The sequence below is a fragment of the Halopiger xanaduensis SH-6 genome, from assembly GCF_000217715.1.
In the GTDB taxonomy this organism is placed as follows: Archaea; Halobacteriota; Halobacteria; order Halobacteriales; family Natrialbaceae; genus Halopiger; species Halopiger xanaduensis.
On the sequence record NC_015666.1, the window covers coordinates 2,973,845 to 2,992,259 of the forward strand.

Annotated in this window: 21 protein-coding genes; 10 read left to right on the forward strand and 11 right to left on the reverse strand. The window is 67.5% G+C overall.

Annotated features, from left to right (window positions below):
* Together HALXA_RS14565 and HALXA_RS14570 are read right to left on the reverse strand one after the other, a co-directional pair.
* Positions 1-1,242 carry an ABC transporter substrate-binding protein gene (locus tag HALXA_RS14565; protein WP_013881144.1) on the reverse strand — a complete coding sequence of 414 codons (1,242 nt, stop codon included), beginning with the start codon at positions 1,240-1,242 and terminating at the stop codon, positions 1-3.
* A gap of 116 nt (positions 1,243-1,358) precedes the next feature.
* Positions 1,359-2,129 carry an SIMPL domain-containing protein gene (locus HALXA_RS14570; protein WP_013881145.1) on the reverse strand — a complete coding sequence of 257 codons (771 nt, stop codon included), beginning with the start codon at positions 2,127-2,129 and terminating at the stop codon, positions 1,359-1,361.
* A gap of 150 nt (positions 2,130-2,279) precedes the next feature.
* Here HALXA_RS14570 and cysK point away from each other — a divergent pair, with 150 nt between their 5' ends.
* Positions 2,280-3,251, forward strand: a complete 972-nt coding sequence (cysK, locus tag HALXA_RS14575; RefSeq protein ID WP_013881146.1) for a cysteine synthase A — start codon at positions 2,280-2,282, stop codon at positions 3,249-3,251.
* Between the two features lie 42 nt (positions 3,252-3,293).
* Here the strand turns inward: cysK and purH are convergent, their stop codons facing one another.
* Positions 3,294-4,925, reverse strand: coding sequence for a bifunctional phosphoribosylaminoimidazolecarboxamide formyltransferase/IMP cyclohydrolase (gene purH / locus HALXA_RS14580; protein WP_013881147.1), 1,632 nt, complete (start codon positions 4,923-4,925; stop codon positions 3,294-3,296).
* Between the two features lie 176 nt (positions 4,926-5,101).
* Here purH and purB point away from each other — a divergent pair, with 176 nt between their 5' ends.
* From purB to HALXA_RS14595, 3 genes are all read left to right on the forward strand, one after another.
* On the forward strand, positions 5,102-6,499 hold the full coding sequence (gene purB, locus HALXA_RS14585; protein ID WP_013881148.1) for an adenylosuccinate lyase: 1,398 nt from the start codon (positions 5,102-5,104) through the stop codon (positions 6,497-6,499).
* 127 nt (positions 6,500-6,626) lie between these two features.
* Entirely contained in the window at positions 6,627-7,049 is a 423-nt protein-coding gene (locus HALXA_RS14590) for an EamA family transporter (protein ID WP_013881149.1), read from the forward strand.
* Entirely contained in the window at positions 7,049-7,465 is a 417-nt protein-coding gene (locus HALXA_RS14595) for an EamA family transporter (protein ID WP_013881150.1), read from the forward strand. The genes HALXA_RS14590 and HALXA_RS14595 overlap by 1 nt, the downstream gene beginning before the upstream one ends.
* Before the next feature lie 25 nt (positions 7,466-7,490).
* On the opposite strand, the gene HALXA_RS14600 is transcribed toward HALXA_RS14595, so the two are convergent.
* From HALXA_RS14600 to dapA, 6 genes are all read right to left on the reverse strand, one after another.
* Positions 7,491-8,627, reverse strand: coding sequence for a M20 family metallopeptidase (locus HALXA_RS14600; RefSeq protein ID WP_013881151.1), 1,137 nt, complete (start codon positions 8,625-8,627; stop codon positions 7,491-7,493).
* 1 nt (position 8,628) lies between these two features.
* Positions 8,629-9,882, reverse strand: coding sequence for a diaminopimelate decarboxylase (gene lysA / locus HALXA_RS14605; RefSeq protein WP_013881152.1), 1,254 nt, complete (start codon positions 9,880-9,882; stop codon positions 8,629-8,631).
* A gap of 81 nt (positions 9,883-9,963) precedes the next feature.
* Complete coding sequence (locus HALXA_RS14610) at positions 9,964-10,404, reverse strand: DUF7344 domain-containing protein (protein ID WP_013881153.1); 441 nt, start codon at positions 10,402-10,404, stop codon at positions 9,964-9,966.
* 146 nt (positions 10,405-10,550) lie between these two features.
* Positions 10,551-11,387: a 2,3,4,5-tetrahydropyridine-2,6-dicarboxylate N-succinyltransferase gene (locus HALXA_RS14615; RefSeq protein WP_013881154.1), complete on the reverse strand. Its 837-nt coding sequence runs from the start codon at positions 11,385-11,387 to the stop codon at positions 10,551-10,553.
* An 82-nt stretch (positions 11,388-11,469) separates the two neighbouring features.
* Positions 11,470-12,237 (reverse strand): 4-hydroxy-tetrahydrodipicolinate reductase, encoded by a 768-nt coding sequence (gene dapB / locus HALXA_RS14620; protein ID WP_013881155.1) that lies wholly within the window; start codon positions 12,235-12,237, stop codon positions 11,470-11,472.
* Complete coding sequence (dapA, locus tag HALXA_RS14625; RefSeq protein ID WP_013881156.1) at positions 12,234-13,163, reverse strand: 4-hydroxy-tetrahydrodipicolinate synthase; 930 nt, start codon at positions 13,161-13,163, stop codon at positions 12,234-12,236. The genes dapB and dapA overlap by 4 nt, the downstream gene beginning before the upstream one ends.
* 478 nt (positions 13,164-13,641) lie before the next feature.
* Here dapA and HALXA_RS14630 point away from each other — a divergent pair, with 478 nt between their 5' ends.
* Both HALXA_RS14630 and HALXA_RS14635 read left to right on the forward strand, forming a co-directional pair.
* Positions 13,642-14,475: a M48 family metallopeptidase gene (locus tag HALXA_RS14630; RefSeq protein WP_013881157.1), complete on the forward strand. Its 834-nt coding sequence runs from the start codon at positions 13,642-13,644 to the stop codon at positions 14,473-14,475.
* Between the two features lie 96 nt (positions 14,476-14,571).
* Positions 14,572-15,069, forward strand: coding sequence for a LabA-like NYN domain-containing protein (locus HALXA_RS14635; protein ID WP_013881158.1), 498 nt, complete (start codon positions 14,572-14,574; stop codon positions 15,067-15,069).
* A gap of 108 nt (positions 15,070-15,177) precedes the next feature.
* Here HALXA_RS14635 and HALXA_RS22180 read toward each other — a convergent pair whose 3' ends face one another.
* Entirely contained in the window at positions 15,178-15,342 is a 165-nt protein-coding gene (locus HALXA_RS22180) for a hypothetical protein (protein ID WP_013881159.1), read from the reverse strand.
* A gap of 199 nt (positions 15,343-15,541) precedes the next feature.
* On the opposite strand from HALXA_RS22180, the gene HALXA_RS14640 reads away from it, so the two are divergent.
* From HALXA_RS14640 to HALXA_RS14655, 4 genes are all read left to right on the forward strand, one after another.
* A complete protein-coding gene (locus HALXA_RS14640; protein WP_013881160.1) occupies positions 15,542-16,036 on the forward strand; it encodes a PUA domain-containing protein in 495 nt (164 codons plus the stop codon).
* A 236-nt stretch (positions 16,037-16,272) separates the two neighbouring features.
* Positions 16,273-16,581: a hypothetical protein gene (locus tag HALXA_RS14645; RefSeq protein ID WP_013881161.1), complete on the forward strand. Its 309-nt coding sequence runs from the start codon at positions 16,273-16,275 to the stop codon at positions 16,579-16,581.
* Positions 16,582-16,659: 78 nt separating this feature from the next.
* Positions 16,660-17,052, forward strand: coding sequence for a nascent polypeptide-associated complex protein (locus tag HALXA_RS14650; protein ID WP_013881162.1), 393 nt, complete (start codon positions 16,660-16,662; stop codon positions 17,050-17,052).
* Positions 17,053-17,061: 9 nt separating this feature from the next.
* On the forward strand, positions 17,062-17,868 hold the full coding sequence (locus tag HALXA_RS14655) for a methyltransferase domain-containing protein (RefSeq protein WP_013881163.1): 807 nt from the start codon (positions 17,062-17,064) through the stop codon (positions 17,866-17,868).
* 216 nt (positions 17,869-18,084) lie between these two features.
* On the opposite strand, the gene HALXA_RS14660 is transcribed toward HALXA_RS14655, so the two are convergent.
* Positions 18,085-18,393 (reverse strand): transcription factor S, encoded by a 309-nt coding sequence (locus HALXA_RS14660; RefSeq protein WP_013881164.1) that lies wholly within the window; start codon positions 18,391-18,393, stop codon positions 18,085-18,087.
* Between the last annotated feature and the right edge of the window lie 22 nt (positions 18,394-18,415).

Genomic DNA, 18,415 nt, shown 5'->3' on the forward strand with positions numbered 1-18,415 from the left:
TTAGAACTCCCCGCGAACGATCGACGCGACCTGCTCGCGGTCGAACAGCTGTTCGTCGCTCGGGATGTCGGGATACGGCTGCCCGGGCTCGTAGCCGGGCCACTCGCCGAACTGCTCGGGGTAGAGCTGCTTGGCCGTCATCTCGAGCTGGAAGAGATTCATGATCGGCCCCTGGTAGCGCATCCCGCCGGCGACGACGCGGTCGTTTTGTACCGCCGTCAGATCGCTCCCGACGGGGTGGTCCGCGAGGGTCTCGCGGACGTTGTCGATCGAGTAGCGGGAGGTGATCCCCCAGAGGTGGAGGATCACGTCGGGGTCCTCCTCGAGCATCGTCTCGTAGTCGATCGTTCCCCAGTCGCCGGACCAGTCGTGGTCGGTCAGCGCGTCGTCGGCGCCGAGCGGCCGCGTTTCGGCCTGCCAGAAGCCGGGCGTGTTGAGGTGGTAGGTGAAGAATTGGCCGTCGCCCAGCGTCACCCGCGCGGCGGTCGGCCGCTCCTCTTCCGGCGGCAGGTTCGACTCGATCCGGGCGATCAGATCGTCGTGGATCGCTTTGAGCTCCTCGTAGCGCTCCCGTTCTTGGAAGACCGCTGCGACGCGCTCGAACATCTCCCAGAGCGTGTAGTACTCGTAGTCGTCGGCGTAGGCGTCCGCGGGCTCGCTGTGAACGCCGCTGTGGAAGTTGCCGAACCACGGGCCGAGCGCCGAGGCGATCTCGTCAATGTCGCTTTCGTCCCAATCGTCGTTGTGTTTCACCGGGTAGGACGGATCGAGGAAGTGGACGTCGCTGTCGAGCTCGTACAGTTGCTCCTTGGTCAGCCCGTCCTCGAGCGGGTTCGGTAGTCCCTCCCAGTCGAAGGAGACACCCTCGAGGTGCTCGTAGAACTTGTTCATCGTGGTGCCGGCCATCTCGGTCGAAAACAGCGTGTTCACGCCTTCGCCGTGCCCGAGCGCGACCGCCATGTCGGCGTACTGCGGGTAGGTGACGAAGAGGTTCTCGGGGACGGAATCGAACTCCACCTCGCCGACGGGCGCCATCGACGCCGTGTACGAGCCGTCGCTCCCCGACTCGCCGTCGGTCGACGACTGTTCGTCGCCGTTTCCGTCGGTGCCGCCGTTACCGTTGCCGTTCCCCCCGTTTCCGTCGTTATCGCTTGCACACCCGGCGAGCGTTGCGCCGCCGAGTGCGATCCCCGTTGCAACGAACTGTCTCCGACTTGGTCTACCGTTCCGATGCGAGTCCATGTGATTTAGGCTGACCTAATAGCGCAAAAGTAGTTCGGTTTAGGACCGCCGAAATCGGTTGTCGACCGGCCTGCCGTCGGTCGTTCCCGAGACGTTCGGCCGTCGGCCGCTACGGACTATGCAGCCTCGTCGAACGCGTAGGTGACCGTCACGCTCGCGGAGACGGTTACGGGTTCCGCGTCGATCTCGGTTGGCGGTGCTGCGGAATCTTCCGCAGCGCCCCCGCTGTAGCCGACGTCGTGGCTGACCGCGTGGACGCGCACGTCGCCGGTGGTCACCGATTTCGTCCCGGCGAGTTCGACCTCGCGGTTGTCGGCGATGTACCCCGCCTCGTCGTCGGCGTTCGTCAGCGCCTCATCGATCGCGTCCTTCCGAAGCCGGTCGCGCGTCTCCTCCTGCAACGAGAAGTTGACGCGGCCGATATTGTCGGCCCCCGCCTCGACGGCGGCGTCGATCACCTCGCCGACCCGCTCGACGTCCTCGAGGGTCACCTCGAACGAGTGGGTGCCGCGGATCACCTCGCTTTCGCCGTCCGGGCCCGGTTCGGGTCTGACGCGGTACCGCCCCTCCTCGACGTTCTCCTCCGGGATTCCGAGGTCGTCGAATGCCCGCCGCAACTGCTCGGCGCCGGTCGCCAGTTCGTCGGTGACGTCCTCGGCGGTTTCTCCGCGCGCTTCGACGCCGACGGAGACGGTCGCCCTGTCGGGTTCGGACTCGACCTCGCCGCTCGCGCTGACGGTGATTTCCCGGTCGCCGCCGGTAGAACTGTTTTCGTCTCCCGACTGGGCACCCGCCTCGTCGGTCGACGCGCTGCTCGCACACCCTGCCATCGCCGCCGCGATGCCGACGCCCGACGCCGCGAGGAACTGTCGTCGATTCGTAGCCATAGTCGATCCATCGTCGGGCACTCAAAAAGCACCTTGGATAGGTGAAACGTCGCTTTCACCGTCGAACCTCCGTGTTCCGCCCGGCTCCCGGAACGACGGCGAACGCGTTCGGGACAAGTCGGACTCCCGATCGGAGCCTCGTTCCGACCGATGGACGACGATAGCAACCGCGATAGCGAGACCCCGGCGACCCTCGCGGTCGCGGACGGCGTCGACGAACTGATCGGAACCACGCCGCTGCTCCGACTGGACGCCTTCGCCGACAACCTCTTCGGGAAGGTCGAGGCGGCGAACCCCTACTCGGTCAAGGATCGGATCGCCCGCGAAATGATCGCCGCGGCCGAGCGGGCGGGCGCGCTCGAGCCCGGCGGCACCGTCGTCGAGTCCACCAGCGGCAACACCGGAATCGGACTGGCGGCGGTCTGCGCTGCCCGCGGCTACGACTGCGTGCTGACGATGCCCGAGTCCATGTCGATCGAGCGGCGCCAGCTCCTGTCGGCGCTCGGCGCTGAGCTGGAACTGACGCCCGCCGAGGACGGCATGGGCGGCGCGAACGAGCGCGCCGAGGAACTCGTCGCCGAGCGCGACGACGCGATCCTGGCGCGCCAGTTCGAGAACGAGGCGAACCCGGCGGTCCATCGGGAGACGACCGGCCCCGAAATCTGGGCGGCGACCGACGGCGGGGTCGACGCGGTCGTCGCCGGCGTCGGCACCGGCGGGACGATCACCGGCGTCTCGGAGTACGTCAAAGAGGAGCGGGGCGACACCGCGTTCACGTCGGTCGCCGTCGAACCCGCCGAGTCGCCGACGCTCTCGGAGCTCAGTAGCGACGGCCACGACATTCAGGGGATCGGCCCCGGGTTCGTCCCCGACGTCCTCCGGACCGAACTGATCGACGAGGTCCGGGCCGTCGAGGCGGCCGACGCGAAGGCAGCCGCTCGCACGCTGGGCCTCACCGAGGGCCTGCTGGTCGGCATCTCCGCGGGCGCGGCGCTGTCAGCTGCCGCCGACTACGCGGCCGAGCACCCCGAGGAACTGGTCGTCACCGTCCTGCCGGACACGGGCGAACGCTACCTCTCGACGGATCTCTACGACCTCGAGGCCGAGCCGGAATCCGAGTAACACGGGCCGTACTCGGTCATCGTTCGCGTTCGGCCGTGGACGCTAGTCGTGTCTGAAACTCCGCTGGCCCGTAAACACCATCGCCATCCCGTGCTCGTCCGCGGCTTCGATCACGTCCTCGTCGTTGACCGAGCCGCCGGGCTGGATAACCGCCTCGATGCCCACCTCGGCGGCCTCCTCGATGCCGTCGGGGAACGGGAAGAAGGCGTCCGAGGCCATGACCGCACCCTCGGCGTCCTTGCCCTCCGCGTGCTCGTCGGCCTTCATCGCCGCCAAGCGGACCGCGTCGACGCGGGACACCTGGCCCATGCCGATGCCGACCGTCTCGGTGCCGTCTGCGAAGAGGATGCCGTTCGATTTGACGTGCTTGAGCGTCTGCCACGCGAACACCATCGTCTCGAGTTCCTCCTCTGTCGGCTCGCGCTCGGTGACGATCTCGAGGTCGTCGACCGAGATCGACTGCAGGTCGCGTTCCTGCACGAGTCGGCCGCCCACCAGCGGCTTTTCAGTGAAGCGCTCCGTGCGCTCGCCCAGTTCGCCAACGTCGAGCACGCGCAGGTTCTCCTTCTCGAAGAGCACCTCGAGGGCGTCGTCGGTGTAGCCGGGCGCGACGACGACCTCCTTGAACGAGTCGACGATCTGCTCCGCAGTGGCGGCGTCACACTCCCGATTCAGGGCGACGATGCCGCCGAAGGCGCTCATCGGGTCCGTCGAGAGGGCCTTCTCGTAAGCATCGGCCAGCGAATCGGCTGTCGCGCAGCCGGCTGGGTTGGTGTGCTTGATGACCGCCGCGGCGGGCTCGTCGAACTCCTTGATGAGGTTCAGGGCGCCGTCGGCGTCGTTGTAGTTGTTGTACGAGAGGGCCTTCGCGCCCTCGTTCAACTGGTCGGCGTGGACGACGCTGGCCTCGTCGCAGGTGTAGTCGGCGTAGACGGCGGCGTCCTGGTGCGGATTCTCGCCGTATCGGAGGGTGTCCGCGCGGTCGCTCGAGACGAGCCGCCGGTTCGGCAGCCCCTCGGAATCCGGAGCCGTCGGAGTATCGGCGTCGACAGTCACCTCGCCCGCCTCGAGATCCACGTCTACGGCGTCCTCGGCGAACCACTTCACGGCGCGGGGGTACGCGCGGAACTCGCCCTCGTAGAGAACCCGCTCCTTGAGCGTCTCCTCGTCGTCGCCCTCGTAGACCGGGATCGGCTCCTGGGTGACGATCGGGCCGGCGTCGACCTCGCTCTCGACGACCCCGCCCTCGTCGTCGGTCGCGTCGGTGACGACGTGGACCGTACAGCCGGTAACCGAGACGCCCGCCTCGAGCGCGTCGCCCCATGCGTCCATCCCCGGGAACGACGGCAGCAGCGCGGGGTGGACGTTCAGCGTGGTCGGGGCTTCCTCGAGGAATGTGTCCGAGAGGATACGCATGTAGCCGTCGAGACAGACTAAGTCGAAGTCGTAGTCCGACAGGGCCTCGAGCACCGCTTCCTCGTGCTCGCGGCGGCTCATGCCATCCTCGAGCGGGACGATTTCGGTCGGAATTCCGCGCTCGGCGGCGGCCTCGAGCACCGGCGCGTCCTCGTCGTTCGTCAGGACGACGGCGAGTTCGGCCCTGCCCGGCCGTCTGTCGGCGATGTTCAACAGGTTACGCCCTCGGTTGCCGGCCATCCCGGCGATTCGCGTCATGGTCGTATGCGCTCCCGCGAAGGGGAAAGCCGTTGCGGTCTCGGGCGCCGATGTATACACGAACGCGTATTACTACGGTTGTAATCGCTCAGTGTCGCCTCGAGGTATGCACGCTCGTGCGCCCCTCGGGCCGTGGTTTCGATACGCTTTTGCACCGCGCTGGGAAGATGCACACAATGACCGAGACAGACGCCCTGTACGCCGTCTCGCCGCTCGACGGGCGGTACAGCAGCCGGACCGCACCGCTGTCGCCGTACGCGAGCGAGGCCGCGCTCATGCGCGCTCGCGTCCGCGTCGAAGTCGAGTACCTGCTCGCGCTGGCCGACCTCGAGGCCACGCCGCTCGAGATCGACACCGACGAACGCGAGCACCTGCGAGGGCTCTACGAGCACTTCGCCCAGAAGGACGCCCAGTTGATCAAGAAACTCGAGACGGAGGGCCACGCCGGCTTCGAGGCGACGAACCACGACGTCAAGGCGGTCGAGTACTTCGTCCGCCACCGGCTGCCCGAGGGCAGCGACGCCTCGGCGTGGATCCACTTCGGACTGACCAGCGAGGACGTGAACAACCTCGCCCACCGGCTGCTCGTCCGCGGCGCGATCGACGAAGTGCTCCTGCCGGCGCTGTACGACGTGCGCGACGCGCTCGCCGAGATGGCCCGGGACTATCGCGACGTCCCCATGCTAGCCCGGACCCACGGCCAGCCGGCCACGCCGACCACCTTCGGCAAGGAGATGGCGGTCTACGCCTCGCGGCTCGGCCGCGCGACCGGCCGCATCCGGCGGGCGACGGACGCCCTCAGCGGGAAGCTCGGCGGCGCGTCGGGCACCTACGCCGCCCACGTCGCGGCCTATCCCGACGTCGACTGGCAGGCGTTCGCCGAGGAGTTCGTGACCGAGGGGCTGGGCCTCGAGTTCGAACCCCTCACCACGCAGGTCAACCCCTGCGACGACCTCGCGGCCGTCTTCGATGCGTTCCGCGGCGCGAACAACGTCATTCTCGACCTGGATCTGGACGTCTGGCTCTACGTCTCCGACCGCTATCTCGGCCAGGAGGCCGTCGAAGGGGAAACGGGCTCGTCGACGATGCCCCACAAGGTCAACCCGATCGACTTCGAGAACAGCGAAGGCAACCTCTCGAAGGCGAACTCCGATCTCGAGTTCCTCGCCGACTATATCACGACCTCGCGGCTCCAGCGGGACCTTTCCGATTCGACGGTCAAGCGCAACATCGGCGCGGCCTTCGCGCACTGTCTCATCGGCTACGGGAAGACGCAGGCCGGCCTCGAGAAGGTCGTCCCCAACGAGAAAGTCATGCGCGAGGACCTCGAGTCCACCCCCGAAATCATCGGCGAGGCCGTCCAGACGATCCTCCGCCGGGAAGGGCAGGAGGACGCCTACGAGCAGGTCAAGGCGCTGACCCGCGGCAAGGACGTCACGCTCGCTGACTTCCGCGATCTGTTCGACGACCTCGTGGTCGACGAGGACGTCCGCGAGGAACTTCGGAACCTGACGCCCGCGGGCTACACCGGCGTCGCGAGCGAGTTGGTCGACGACCTCGAGCGGCCCGAATAAGCGGGTCGATTTGAGCGACGGGTTGGTGGTCCGATCGGACCGACGCGACCGACGCACTGACGCGATTTCGCCCCACGAACGGTTCCGAAATCGTGACAGTATTGGGGGCGCCGTTCCGAAACTCGATATGGAGTATCTGCTGTGGGTCGTCGTCGCGTTTCTCACCTACGGGCTGATGGCCCCGCTGACGAGTTCGGTGACGGAGGACGTGCCGCCCGCGGTCGCGCTGTTCCTCTCGACGGTGATCTTTCTCTGCGCGACTAGCGGCGTACTCCTCGTGACGGGAACCGGTACCCCCGCGGACGCCGCCAGTCCCGCGGCGGGCTACGTCTACGTCGCCGGCCTGTTCCTCTCGACTGGTATCCTCGCGTACTACCAGGCGCTCGAAATCGGCCCCGTAAGCACCGTCGTGCCGATCTACGGGCTCTTTATCGTCGGCAGTTCGCTGGTCGGCATCGCCTTCCTCGGCGAGGAGCTGACTGCGACTCGAGCCGCCGGCATCGGCGTGGCGGCACTCGCGATCTACCTCGCGGCCGGAGGTGAGGAGTGATGAAGCGGTACCTCTCGCTCTCGATCGTGGCCTGCCTGGCCTACAGCCTGGTCGCCCCGCTGCTCTCGATCGCGATGACCGACCTCCCGAGCACGGTGGCGGTCTTCCTCTCGAACTCGGTGATGCTCGTCGTCGTCGGGCTGGTGATCGTCTACCGCGGGCTCCCGGTCCGACGCTACCTCCGACACCCGCGAACGCCGCACCTCGTCGCGATGGGCGTGCTGCTGAGCGTCGGCCTGCTGACCTACTACCGGGCGCTGGAACTCGGCCCCGTCAGCGTCGTCGTGCCGATCTACGGCCTGTTTATCGTCGTCAGTTCGCTGGTCGGCATCGTCGCCTTCGACGAGACCGTCACGCCGCGCAAGGTCGCGGCCATCGGGCTGAGCGTCGTGGCCATCGCGTTGATGTCGATCTAACTGACGGTCGGCGTGAAAACAGTGCTCAGCCGACGAGTTCGACGAGCGTCTTCTCGAGCGCGTCCGCCGCCGCCCGAACGTCCGGGAGCCGCACGTACTCGCGTTCGGAGTGTGCGACGCCGCCCTCGTCGTCCTCGAGGACGCCCGGCCCGAAGACGACGGTCGGCGCGTCGGCGGCGAAGAAGCCGGCTTCGGTCGCCGCACCGAACGGCCGCACGTCGCCGCCGCTCGCGTCCCGCAGCGTCCGCACCAAGCGGTCGTCCGCATCGGTCACGAACGGCTTCGGGAACGGCGTGTCCGGGCGGATGAGGTCGACCGAGACCTCGAGGCCGTCCGGCACGCGGTCCTGCGCCTTGAGGTAGGCCTCGAGATCCGCTCGGAACGAGTCGGCGGTCTCTGGAGGAACGCTTCGGCGGTCGAACGTCACCGTACACGCCTCGGGAACGCGGTTCGGCGCCTCGCCGCCCTCGAGCATCGTCGCCGTGAGTTTCGGCGCGCCGAGTACCTCGTCCTCGTCGGGCCCCGATTCGTCGTCGTAGCGCCGGAGCGCCTCGAGGACGCTCGCGAGGCCGAAGACGGCGTTTCGCTCGGCGGGCACCTGCGCGGCGTGGCCGCCCTCGCCGCGGATCGTGACCGTCCCCTCGCACTGGCCGCGGGCGGCGATGCAGACGTCGAGATTCGTGGGTTCGCCGACGACGAAGCCGTCGGCAGACGGCGCCAGCGTCTCCTGTAGCCCTGCGGCGCCGGTCATCAGCGTCTCCTCGTCGTACGTGATCGCCAGCGTGACCCGGCCGGCGGTCGGCTCGACGCGCAGGAAGGCGGCCAGTAGGGCGGCCAGCGGCCCCTTCGCGTCGCAGGCGCCCCGACCGCGCACGACGTCGCCGTCGCGCTCGTAGGGGACGTGGGGCGCGACGGTGTCCATGTGGGTGTTCAGGACGATGTGTGGGCCATCCGCGTCGCCGTCGGTCTCGGACTCGCCCGCGCTCCCGCCTCGAGTCGCGAGCACGTTCCCCAGTTCGTCGACTTCGGGCTCGAGACCCGCGTCCCGAAGCGTCTCGCACACCAACTCGCGCATCTCGGAGACGTCCTCGTGGGAGGGCGTTCCCACCGCCTCGGCGTGGAACTCGGCGAGGTCGAAGTCCGTATTGGCGTCGCCGCTCATCTCACTCGTCCCGCTCCGCCTCTCGCTCCACGCGCGTCACGTCCTCGAGCGTCTCCCGGCGCCGGACGACGCGGGCCTCGCCGTCCTCGAGGGCGACCTCGGCGGGCCGGGGCTGGGAGTGGAACTGGCTGGCGAGTTCGTAGCCGTAGGAGCCGGCGTTGCCGATCGCGATGACGTCCTCGCGCTCCGGCCGGGCGATCGGCCGGTCGTGGGCGAAGACGTCGGCGCTGGTACAGACGGGGCCGCCGACGGTTACTTCGCGGGGCTCGCGGTCGGGCGAGCTGACGTTCAGCATCGGGTGGTAGGAGCCGAACATCGCGGGTCGAATGAGGGTCGCGAGGCTGGCGTCGATGCCGACGACGGTCGTGTCCGGCGCTTCCTTGATCGTGTTGACTTCCGAGAGGATCAGTCCCGCATCGGCGACGATGTAGCGGCCGGGCTCGAGTTTCAGTTGTGCGTCGAGGTCGCCGACGGCCTCGCGGACCATATCGGACGTTTTCTCGAGGTCCAGCGGCGCCTCGTCCTCGCGGTAGGGAACGCCGTAGCCGCCGCCGACGTCGACGAACTCGAGGTCCGCGTCGCCGACGCGGCGGGCCATGTCGCCGACGCGGGAGATTGCGCGGCAGTGGTCCTCGAGGTCGTCGGTCAGCACGCCGCTGCCGGCGTGGGCGTGGATGCCGACGAGGTCGAACTCCTCGCGGACGCGGTCCGCCACGTCGGGAACGCGCTCGTAGGGGATGCCGAACTTCGCGTCGGCGCCGGTCGCGACCTTCTCGTGGTGGCCGGTGCCGATGCCGGGGTTGATCCGGATGGCGATGCGGCCGTCGTAGCCCCGCTCGGCGAGGCGGTCGAGGGTATCCGTCGCGCCGATCGTGATCGTCAGGCCCGGGTGCTCGGTGGCCAGATCGGCCGCGTAGTCGAGGTCGTGATCCGGCGGGTTGACGGCCGTGTACTGGAGTTCGTTCGGATCCGCGCCGGCGTCGATCGCCCGCTGCAGTTCGCCCCAGGCGGCACACTCGATCGTGCCGCCGGCCTCGAGGACCGCCTCGAGGACGGCTTTGCCCGTGTGCGCTTTCGCGGCGTACATCACGTGGGCGTCGGGAAAGGCCGCCGAGAAGCGGCTGTAGTTTTCCTTCACGCGATCGAGGTCCATCACGTACAGCGGCGTATCGTGCTCGTCTGCGAGGGCCTCGAGTTCCTCGAAATCCCAGTCGTCGAGCCGGCGAACGGCCGGCGAATCCGCGCGGTCGGTCATTGTCGAGTGCAAGTGACCGCGAGGATTCAAGGGTTTGGGTTCCGGTTTCATCCGCCAGGCTACGCGACGGCGAGCGACTTCCTACCGACGCGTTTCAGCTTCCGACAGCAACTCGCCCGTCTCCTTGTAGTGGGCGTGCTCGAGCCACTCTGTCCGGAACGGTAATCCGTCGTAGCGGACCGTTCCCTGGCGCGGATCGTAGTCGACGATGCCGGCCGCCTCGAGCCGTGGGAGCTGGTTGTGGTGCAGGTCGTGTGCGATCCGACCCTCGAGTGCGTCGTTGGACTCGGCCGCGCCGCTCGCTTCGACGTCGGCGAGCCACGAGACGAGTTGCGAGCGTTCGACGACCGCACCGTCCGCGGTCGCGAGCGCGTAGAGTAGCCACCGTCGGCGGGAGTTCGACAGCAGGGAAAACAGCTCGTCTAGTCTGTTCGTAGTGGCTGGATCGGTGACGGCTGATTCCGTCGGGGACGGTCGGTCCGGCGTCGATTCGTTCGATCCCCGGCGGATTCGCTCACCCATGGGATTACAGGGACTCGAGCGACCGAAAAGCCTTGCTAGGAGTGATACCGTTTCTCACGTACCGGAGGAGAACGGTATATAGAGATATGTACTCGACGGGAGAGGATGTGCCTTCCCTGTTTTGCCCAGGGAGACGCCGCGGTCGCTTACCCTCGCAGCGCGTCCTCGCGCTCGGTCGCCTCGAGCGTCTCCGTCTCGAGGTCAGTGGCGACGACGGCGGGCTTGTAGGCGCCGCCCTCGAAGAGATCGTGGTCGCTGACCGAGGACTCGACGAAGCGGGTGAACGCGCGGCGGTCGGCGGGCAGTTCGCCGTAGAGCACTTCCTCCTCGACGAGGTCGTAGACCGGGATGCGCGGCGTCAGGAGCGTGTTCTCGCCGACGACGCTGTTCTCGCCGACGACGAACCCGGAGGTGACCCGACAGCCCGCGCCCAGCGAGACGTTGTCCTCGATGATGACCGGCGCGTTCTCAACCGGCTCGAGGACGCCGCCGATGAGGGTGTTCGCACCGAGCTTGACGTTCTCGCCGATCTGGGCGCACGATCCCACGGTGTCGCAGGAGTCGACGAGCGTCCCGTCGCCGACGTAGGCGCCGATGTTGACGAAGCTCGGGCTCATCATGATGCAGTCCGAGCCGAGGTAGGCGCCCCGGCGGATCGTCGTCCCGTCGGGCGTGTTGCGAGTGCCCCGGTCGCCCAGGTCCTCGGTCTCGCGCAGCGGGAGCACGTCGTAGTGGTCGACGCCGCCGTAGTCGTAGGCCTGGTTCTCGCGGAGACCGAAGTTCAGCAGGATGCCCTGCTTGACCCACTCGTTGGCCTCCCACTCGCCGTTGCGCTTCTCGGCGGCGCGAACCTCGCCGTCCTCGAGGGCCTCGAGGAAGGCGTCGATCGTCGCGTACTCGTCCTCGCCGGCGCTCTCGGCGTCGACGTCGTCGTTCTGGTAGCGGTCCCACAGCTCGGAAACCTCGCTCTCGAGTGCGCTCATTGCTGTCGGGAGATGACGAGCGGAGTGCTAAAGTTCCATCCCTTCCGGCCCGGCCAGCGCGGTTCGCGAAACGGAGCCGGCGCTACGACGCGATGACGTCCGCGAAATCGTAGCTGCCGGGTTCGCGCTCGGCGAGCCAGACGGCTGCATCGACCGCGCCGGCGGCGAAGACGCCCCGGTCTTCCGCGCGGTGGGTCAGGCGGACCTCCTCGTGGTTGCCGGCGATGACGATCTCGTGCTCGCCGGTGATGTCGCCCGCGCGGAGGACGTGAACGCCGATCTCGCCCTCTTCGCGGGGATCGAACCCTTCGCGGCCGTGTTTCCGGTCCTTAAAATCGCCGTTGGCTTCGATCTCCTCGAGCAGGCGGTTCGCCGTCCCGCTCGGCGCGTCGCGCTTTCCGTTGTGGTGGGTCTCGACGAGTTCGACGTCGTACCCCTCCAGACTCTGGACGGCGTCGCCGACGACGTTGACGAGCGCCTGGACGCCGCGGGCGAAGTTCGGCGCGTGGAGTACCGGAATCTCGTCGCTGGCGGCCTGCAGTGTCTCCCGCTGGTCGTCGTCGAACCCCGTCGTCCCGGTAACGAAGGGGACGCCCGCCTCGGCGCAGGCCCGGACGTACTCGAGAGCCGATTCGGGGCCGGTGAAGTCGATAACGGCGTCTGGCTCGCGGTCGGCGACCAGCGCGTCGAACTCCGCCGCCGGCTGGACGTCGACGCCCGCGACATTGTCGTCGTCGGGGTCGCGATTGACCGCGAACGCGACCTCGCAGTCCTCGCGCTCGGCGACGGCCGCGATCACTTCCCGGCCCATGCGGCCGGTCGCACCGGTGACGCCGATCCGCGTCGTCATCGATCACCCTCCGTTCCCGCGTCGGCGACTTCCGTCGACGACTCCTCGAGGTCGGCGAGCACGGCCGCTAAGTCCTCGCGGTACTCCTCGGAGAGGCGGGTCAGCGGCGACCGCAGACGTGCCGGGCCGTAGCCGCGGATCTGCATGGCCTCCTTGACCGGGATGGGGTTGGTCTCGACGAACAGTTCGCGGAACAGCGGCCCGAGTTCGTGGTGGAGCGCTCGAGCGCGCGCGTAGTCGCCGTCGAGCGCCGCGCCGACCATCGCACAGGTGCGCTCGGGTTCGATGTTGGCGGCGACGCTGATCGCGCCCGTCGCGCCGACCGACAGCATCGGCAGGGTGAGCGCGTCGTCGCCCGAGAGGACGGCGAAGTCCTCGTCGCGCGTCCGTTCGACGACCTCGCCGATCTGGCCGAGGTCGCCGCTGGCGGCCTTGTAGCCCGCGATGTTCTCGTGGCTCGCCAGTTCGACGGCCGTGTCGGGCTCGATGTTCCGTCCCGTCCGCGAGGGGACGTTGTAGACGATCTGGGGCAGGTCGACCGCGTCGGCGATCGTCCGGTAGTGGTCGACGAGGCCGCGCTGCTCGGGCTTGTTGTAGTACGGCGAGATCAGGAGGAGGCCGTCCGCGCCCGCGTCGGCCGCGCGCTCGGACAACTCGAGCGCTTCGCGGGTGTTGTTCGAGCCGGTGCCCGCGATGACGGGCACGTCGTCGACGGCCTCGATGACGGCCTCGACGACGCGGACGTGTTCGTCGTGGGTCAGCGTCGCCGATTCGCCGGTGGAGCCGACGGGGACCAGCCCGTCGACGCCCGCGGCCTCGAGCCGCTGGGCGTCTTCTTGGAGCGTTTCGAAGTCGATGCGTTCGTCGTCGTCGAAGGGCGTACACATCGCCGGGAAGACGCCCTCGAGGTCGAGTGGTGTGCTCATGGTGATCGTGTGGTCGTGGTGGTCTCGTGGTCGCCGCGATCGTGGGTCGCGGTGATCGCGGCGGTCGTTGTATCGTGTGTCGGTCAGCGGTCGTGTAGTAGTTGTTGATCGATCGTGAACTCCAGTTCGGATCCGGACGCCGGTCGCGGTCGACTCGCGTCCGGCGGTCCGCCTCTCGAGTTCGTTCCACGCACGTCGTCGTCGTCGGTCGCACCCGGGACGAGCCGCCACGCTCGCCTCGAGCGCAGTTAGACGCGTTTACGTTTCGGACGTTTCGAAAAACGAGGGGCAGCGCCGCTCGCGACGTGACCGACGATCGACGGAGCGACGCGGCGCATATGCGTTACACGACGTCGAACTACCTTATCCGTTGTGACTTCTTGCAGGATTCGTCGCCGCTTCCGTAGCGGACGGTAATGGCCATTATCACGGACAATGCACGAATTTTATAGGTCCGAGTGCTAACTAGCCACCGCATATGAACAAAACTGGGTTACAACTGCGGATGGCGGTGGCCGGATCGATCCTGTTCGGCCTCTATCTGGCCGCAGCGTGGTTCTTCTCGATCCTGTTCGGGGTCAGCTTCGTCATCGTGCTGATTCCGAGCATCGTCCTGCTACCGGCGGGACAGTACAAACTCGGCAAGTGGCTCGCGGTCAGAAGCACGGGTGCCGAGGACATGCCCGAAGAGGGCCAGTACCGGCGGGTTCACGAGATGACCGAATCGCTCTGCCGGGACATGAACATGGACAAGCCCCGGCTGATGGTCGCCGACATGGGCGTCCCTAACGCCTTCGCCACCGGCCGGAAGGGAGCCGGCATCGTCGTCGTCTCGAGCGAACTCATGCGCCTGCTCGACGAGGACGAACTCGAGGGGGTCATCGCCCACGAGCTGGCTCACCTCAAGAACCGCGACACGGTCATAATGGTGCTCGGGCAGTCGATCGCGACCGTCGTGAGCTACGCCGTGTTCTTCCTCGTCCAGGCGCTGGGTGACGAAAACCCCGGCGGCTTCATCATCGCGTGGATCGCCTCGATCATCGCGAACTTCCTCGTGATGATCTTCGTGATGGCGATCTCGCGGTACCGCGAGTACGTCGCCGACGACACCGCCCGCCAGTACATCGGCAGCGGCGACCCGCTCGCGCGCGCCCTCGAGAAGATCTCCGCGGGCGCCGAGGGTCGCGAGCCGCGAGTCGAGGACAGCGGCGTCAACGCCCTGTGTATCTTCAACGCCGACCGCAGCATGCTCCAGCGGATCTTCTCGACGCACCCGCCGACGGAGAAGCGCATCGAGAAACTCCGAAGCTAACGCGGCTGGGCCCGACTCTTGCTATTCGGGCCGCGCGGCACACGGTTCCGACGCTGATCGCCGCGATTTTTACGGATGGCCGCCGGACGTTAGGCCGTGACCGAAATTCATCCCGGCCAGCGCGTCGCCGTTCTCGTCGACGCCCAAAACCTCTACCACTCGGCACAGAGTCTCTACAGCCGCAACATCGACTATTCGTCGCTGCTCGAGAAGGCCGTACAGGACCGCCAGCTCACCCGCGCGATCGCCTACGTGATCCGCGCGGACGCCCCCGAAGAGGAGAGCTTTTTCGAGGCGCTGGTCGACATCGGCTTCGAGCCGAAGATCAAGGATATCAAGACCTTCGCCGACGGCTCCAAGAAGGCCGACTGGGACGTCGGCATGAGCTTGGACGCGGTGACGCTCGCGAACCACGTCGACACGATCGTCCTCTGTACGGGTGACGGCGACTTCTCGCGACTCTGCTCGCACCTGCGCCACGAGGGCGTCCGCGTCGAGGTGATGGCGTTCGAATCCTCGACCGCCGACGAACTCGTCGACGCGGCCGACTCCTTCCTCGATCTGGACGAGCGGCGCGAAACGTTCCTGCTGTAAGGTCGTCCGGTATCCTCGCAGCAGCCACGCGTCGCTGGTGTGCGTTTCGAGCGTTCAGAGAGAAATCCGTAGCGTCGATTGCTGTCCCGTCCTCGGCCTCCCGACCGGTTACGCTTCTCGAGCGACGGTCGTCAGTACCGCGCCCGTCCCCGCGATCAGCGCCGTCCCCGTCAGCAGCGACACGAGCGGCGGGTCGAGCGCCGCCGGCCCGACGAACGTCAGGCCGCTGACCGCGAGCAGCCCGAGCCCGAGGCCGATCTGCGTCAGATCCATCGGACTCGACTATCCGCTCGGCGTATATAATGGTCATGATGCGTCGCTCCCGTGCTCATCGATGGGTAGCAGCGCTCTCGAGCCACCTGCGCGTCATCCCGTTACATCCGATGGCCGGTCGGAGAGCCGGACCGATCCTCGGAACCGCCGCCGGGACAGGTCGAAGGGCTTTCGACGGGCCGAGCCGAACGGCGACCCAATGAGCGAGGTCGCTGACGGGAACGCGGATCTGACGACGCTTCGGACGATCGCGGACTACCAGTTCGGTGCGGGGGCGGGCACGGCACTCTTTCCGCCTACCGAAACCGACTCACTCGAGATCACCCGGACTTCCTCCGGGCGACCGCGACAGGTCCACGCCGACGCCGGCCGTATCGTCTCCTTCGGCACCGACGGCCGGTTCACGCTCGGCCTCGAGGGCGGTCGCCGGCTCGACGCGGCGCTCGAGCATCCCGCCTACCGCGTGGTCGTCGACGACGAGAGCGAACCGTTCGTCCGCGAGGAGAAGAACGTCTTCGCGAAGTTCGTCCTCGAGGCGGGGCCGGAAATCCGGCCGGGCGACGAAGTGCTGGTCGTCCACGAGCGCGGGGAGTTGCTCGCGGTCGGCCGAGCGGAACTCGACGCAGCGGCCATCGCCGATTTCGATACGGGGATGGCCGTCAACGTTCGCGAGGGTGCGCCCGCGGAGCGGTGAGGACTGCGCGCTACGTACGGCCTGGATTGCGACGAGCGTCGCGTCGTCTCGGGAAGGCAACCCGTCCCTGTCCCCGTCCGGACGAACGGCCGACGTCCCGCGGTCGCCGCTATTTGCTGAGGCTGATTCTTCACGCTAGACTTTATTACGAGTTGACGCGAACGTTTCACGTACGAACATGTCAAGCGCGAAAACTACCCTCCCCGACGTGACCGGCCGCCGTGACTCGTGAGTCGATGAACGACCAGCGTTCGCACCGGCAGCAGCTCCTCGATTCCGGGCTCGAGGTCTCACACCGGCTCGTCGACGTACTCGCGTCTAGCGCGATCATCGGAACGGCGGTGACGACGTCCGGCGCGGCCGTCGTCGGGATCGTCTACGTGGCCGGATTCCCCGCCTCGGAGTGGTTCCGCAACGTGACCGTCACCGTCGCGGCGCTGGCCGCCGGCTTTCTGTTCGTAACGGTGTGTGCCGTCGCGGCGTATTACCTCCTCTATACGATTCGCGGCGAACACAGCCACGGCGGGATTCTCGACGGCGAGTAACGCGGTTCTGTCACCGTACGCGGGAGTCCCGCGCGAAAGACCGTAGAGTAAAAGAGTGCCGACGCCGACGTGTCGGGTATGTTCGGAGGAGGCGGCGGCGGACTCAATCCGCGTAAAATGGAGCAGATGATGGAACAGATGGGCATCGACGTCGACGACATCGATGCCGAAGAAGTGATCATCCGGACCGACGAGCACGACCTCGTCTTCAGCGACCCCGAGGTCACGAAGATGGACGCTCGCGGCCAGGAAACCTACCAGATTATCGGCTCGCCCGAGGAGGTCGAGTCCGGTGCGGCCGGCGGCGCTGCCGACAGCGGTGCCGGTGCCGACGAAGACGCCGGCCCGTCGATCCCCGACGAGGACGTCGAACTCGTCGCCACCCGCGCCGGCGTCAGCGAGGACGACGCCCGCGCCGCCCTCGAGGAGAACGACGGCGACCTCGCCGCGGCGGTCGAGGACCTCGAGTAGAGGCTGCGCGTGACCGAGCACGATTCCGACGGCGGGAGCGACGCCGACTCCGGTACCGACGAGGACGCCGAAACCGCAGCCGACCGCGTCCCCGTCCTCCTGGTCCGGGGCGACCGCGAGTACCTCGTCGAACCCGGCGCGGAGATGGGCACCGACCTCGGCGTCCTCGAGGTTCCCGAGGACGTCCAGCCCGGCGACACCCTCGAGACGCATCTGGGCGACGAGTTCCACGTCCGCCGACTGCGCGGCCCGGACCTCTTTCACCACTTCGAGCGCACCGGCGCGCCGATGGTCCCCCGCGACATCGGGCTGGTGATCGGCGAGACGGGCATCGCCCGCGGCGACCGCGTGCTCGACGCCGGCACCGGCACGGGCGTGCTCGCGGCGTCGATGGCCCGCGCCGGCGCCGACGTCGTCACCTACGAGCAGGACCCCGACTTCGCCGACGTCGCCCGCGAGAACATGGCGCTCGGCGGCGTCGACGACGTCGTCGACGTCCGTACCGGCGACGTCTGCGAGGAACTCGAGACCCTCGAGTCCTCGTCGTTCGACGTCATCACGCTGGATACGGCCGACGCGGCGGACGTGGTCGCCCATGCGCCCGAACTGCTGGTCGACGGCGGTTTCGTCGCGGTCTACAGCCCGTTCATCGAGTCGACCCGCGAGGTCGCGGAGACGGCCCGCGAGGCTGACCTCGCGAACGTCCGCACGCGCGAGACCATCCAGCGCGAGATGGAGTTCGACGACCGCGGCTCGAGGCCGTCGACGGCTCCCGTGGGTCACACGGGATACCTGACGTTCGCGCGCAACGAGTAACAGTTATTTTCTCACCTTCGGCCGTGAGCGGGCTCCGAGCACCGCGAGGAGTCCGCGACTCGGGGAAGGGCAGGGCTTCACACCGTTATCGACCGCGAGCAGCCGCAGGCTGCGAGCGGGCCGACGACCGACCCGTAGGGGAGGGAGGAGTGCTTTTCATCGAAGTTTTGCCGAGTGCGGTCGCGAAGCGACCGCACGCAGCGCAAAAGTTCGTTCTTAGTTGTCGTCCTCGCGCCACTTGTGCTCGCACTCGGTACAGATGAAGAAGCGCGTCTCGGACTCGTCGGCCGAGCGGATCTGTTGCATGTACCAGTAGGCGCGGTCGTTGCCGCACTCGGGACAGTGGGCGTCGGTTTCGGGCAGCGAGGTTTCCTCGGAGGATTCGATGATCTCGCTGGCTTCCTGGCTGTCGGTGACGATGTACTGGTCGGCGTCGCCCTTCGGCTCCGTGTAGCCGCAGCTGCCGCACTTCCAGAGGCCATCGTCGGCTTTCATCATCGAACCGCATTCGTCGCAGAATTCCATCGTTGTCCGGGCTACGTGGGTC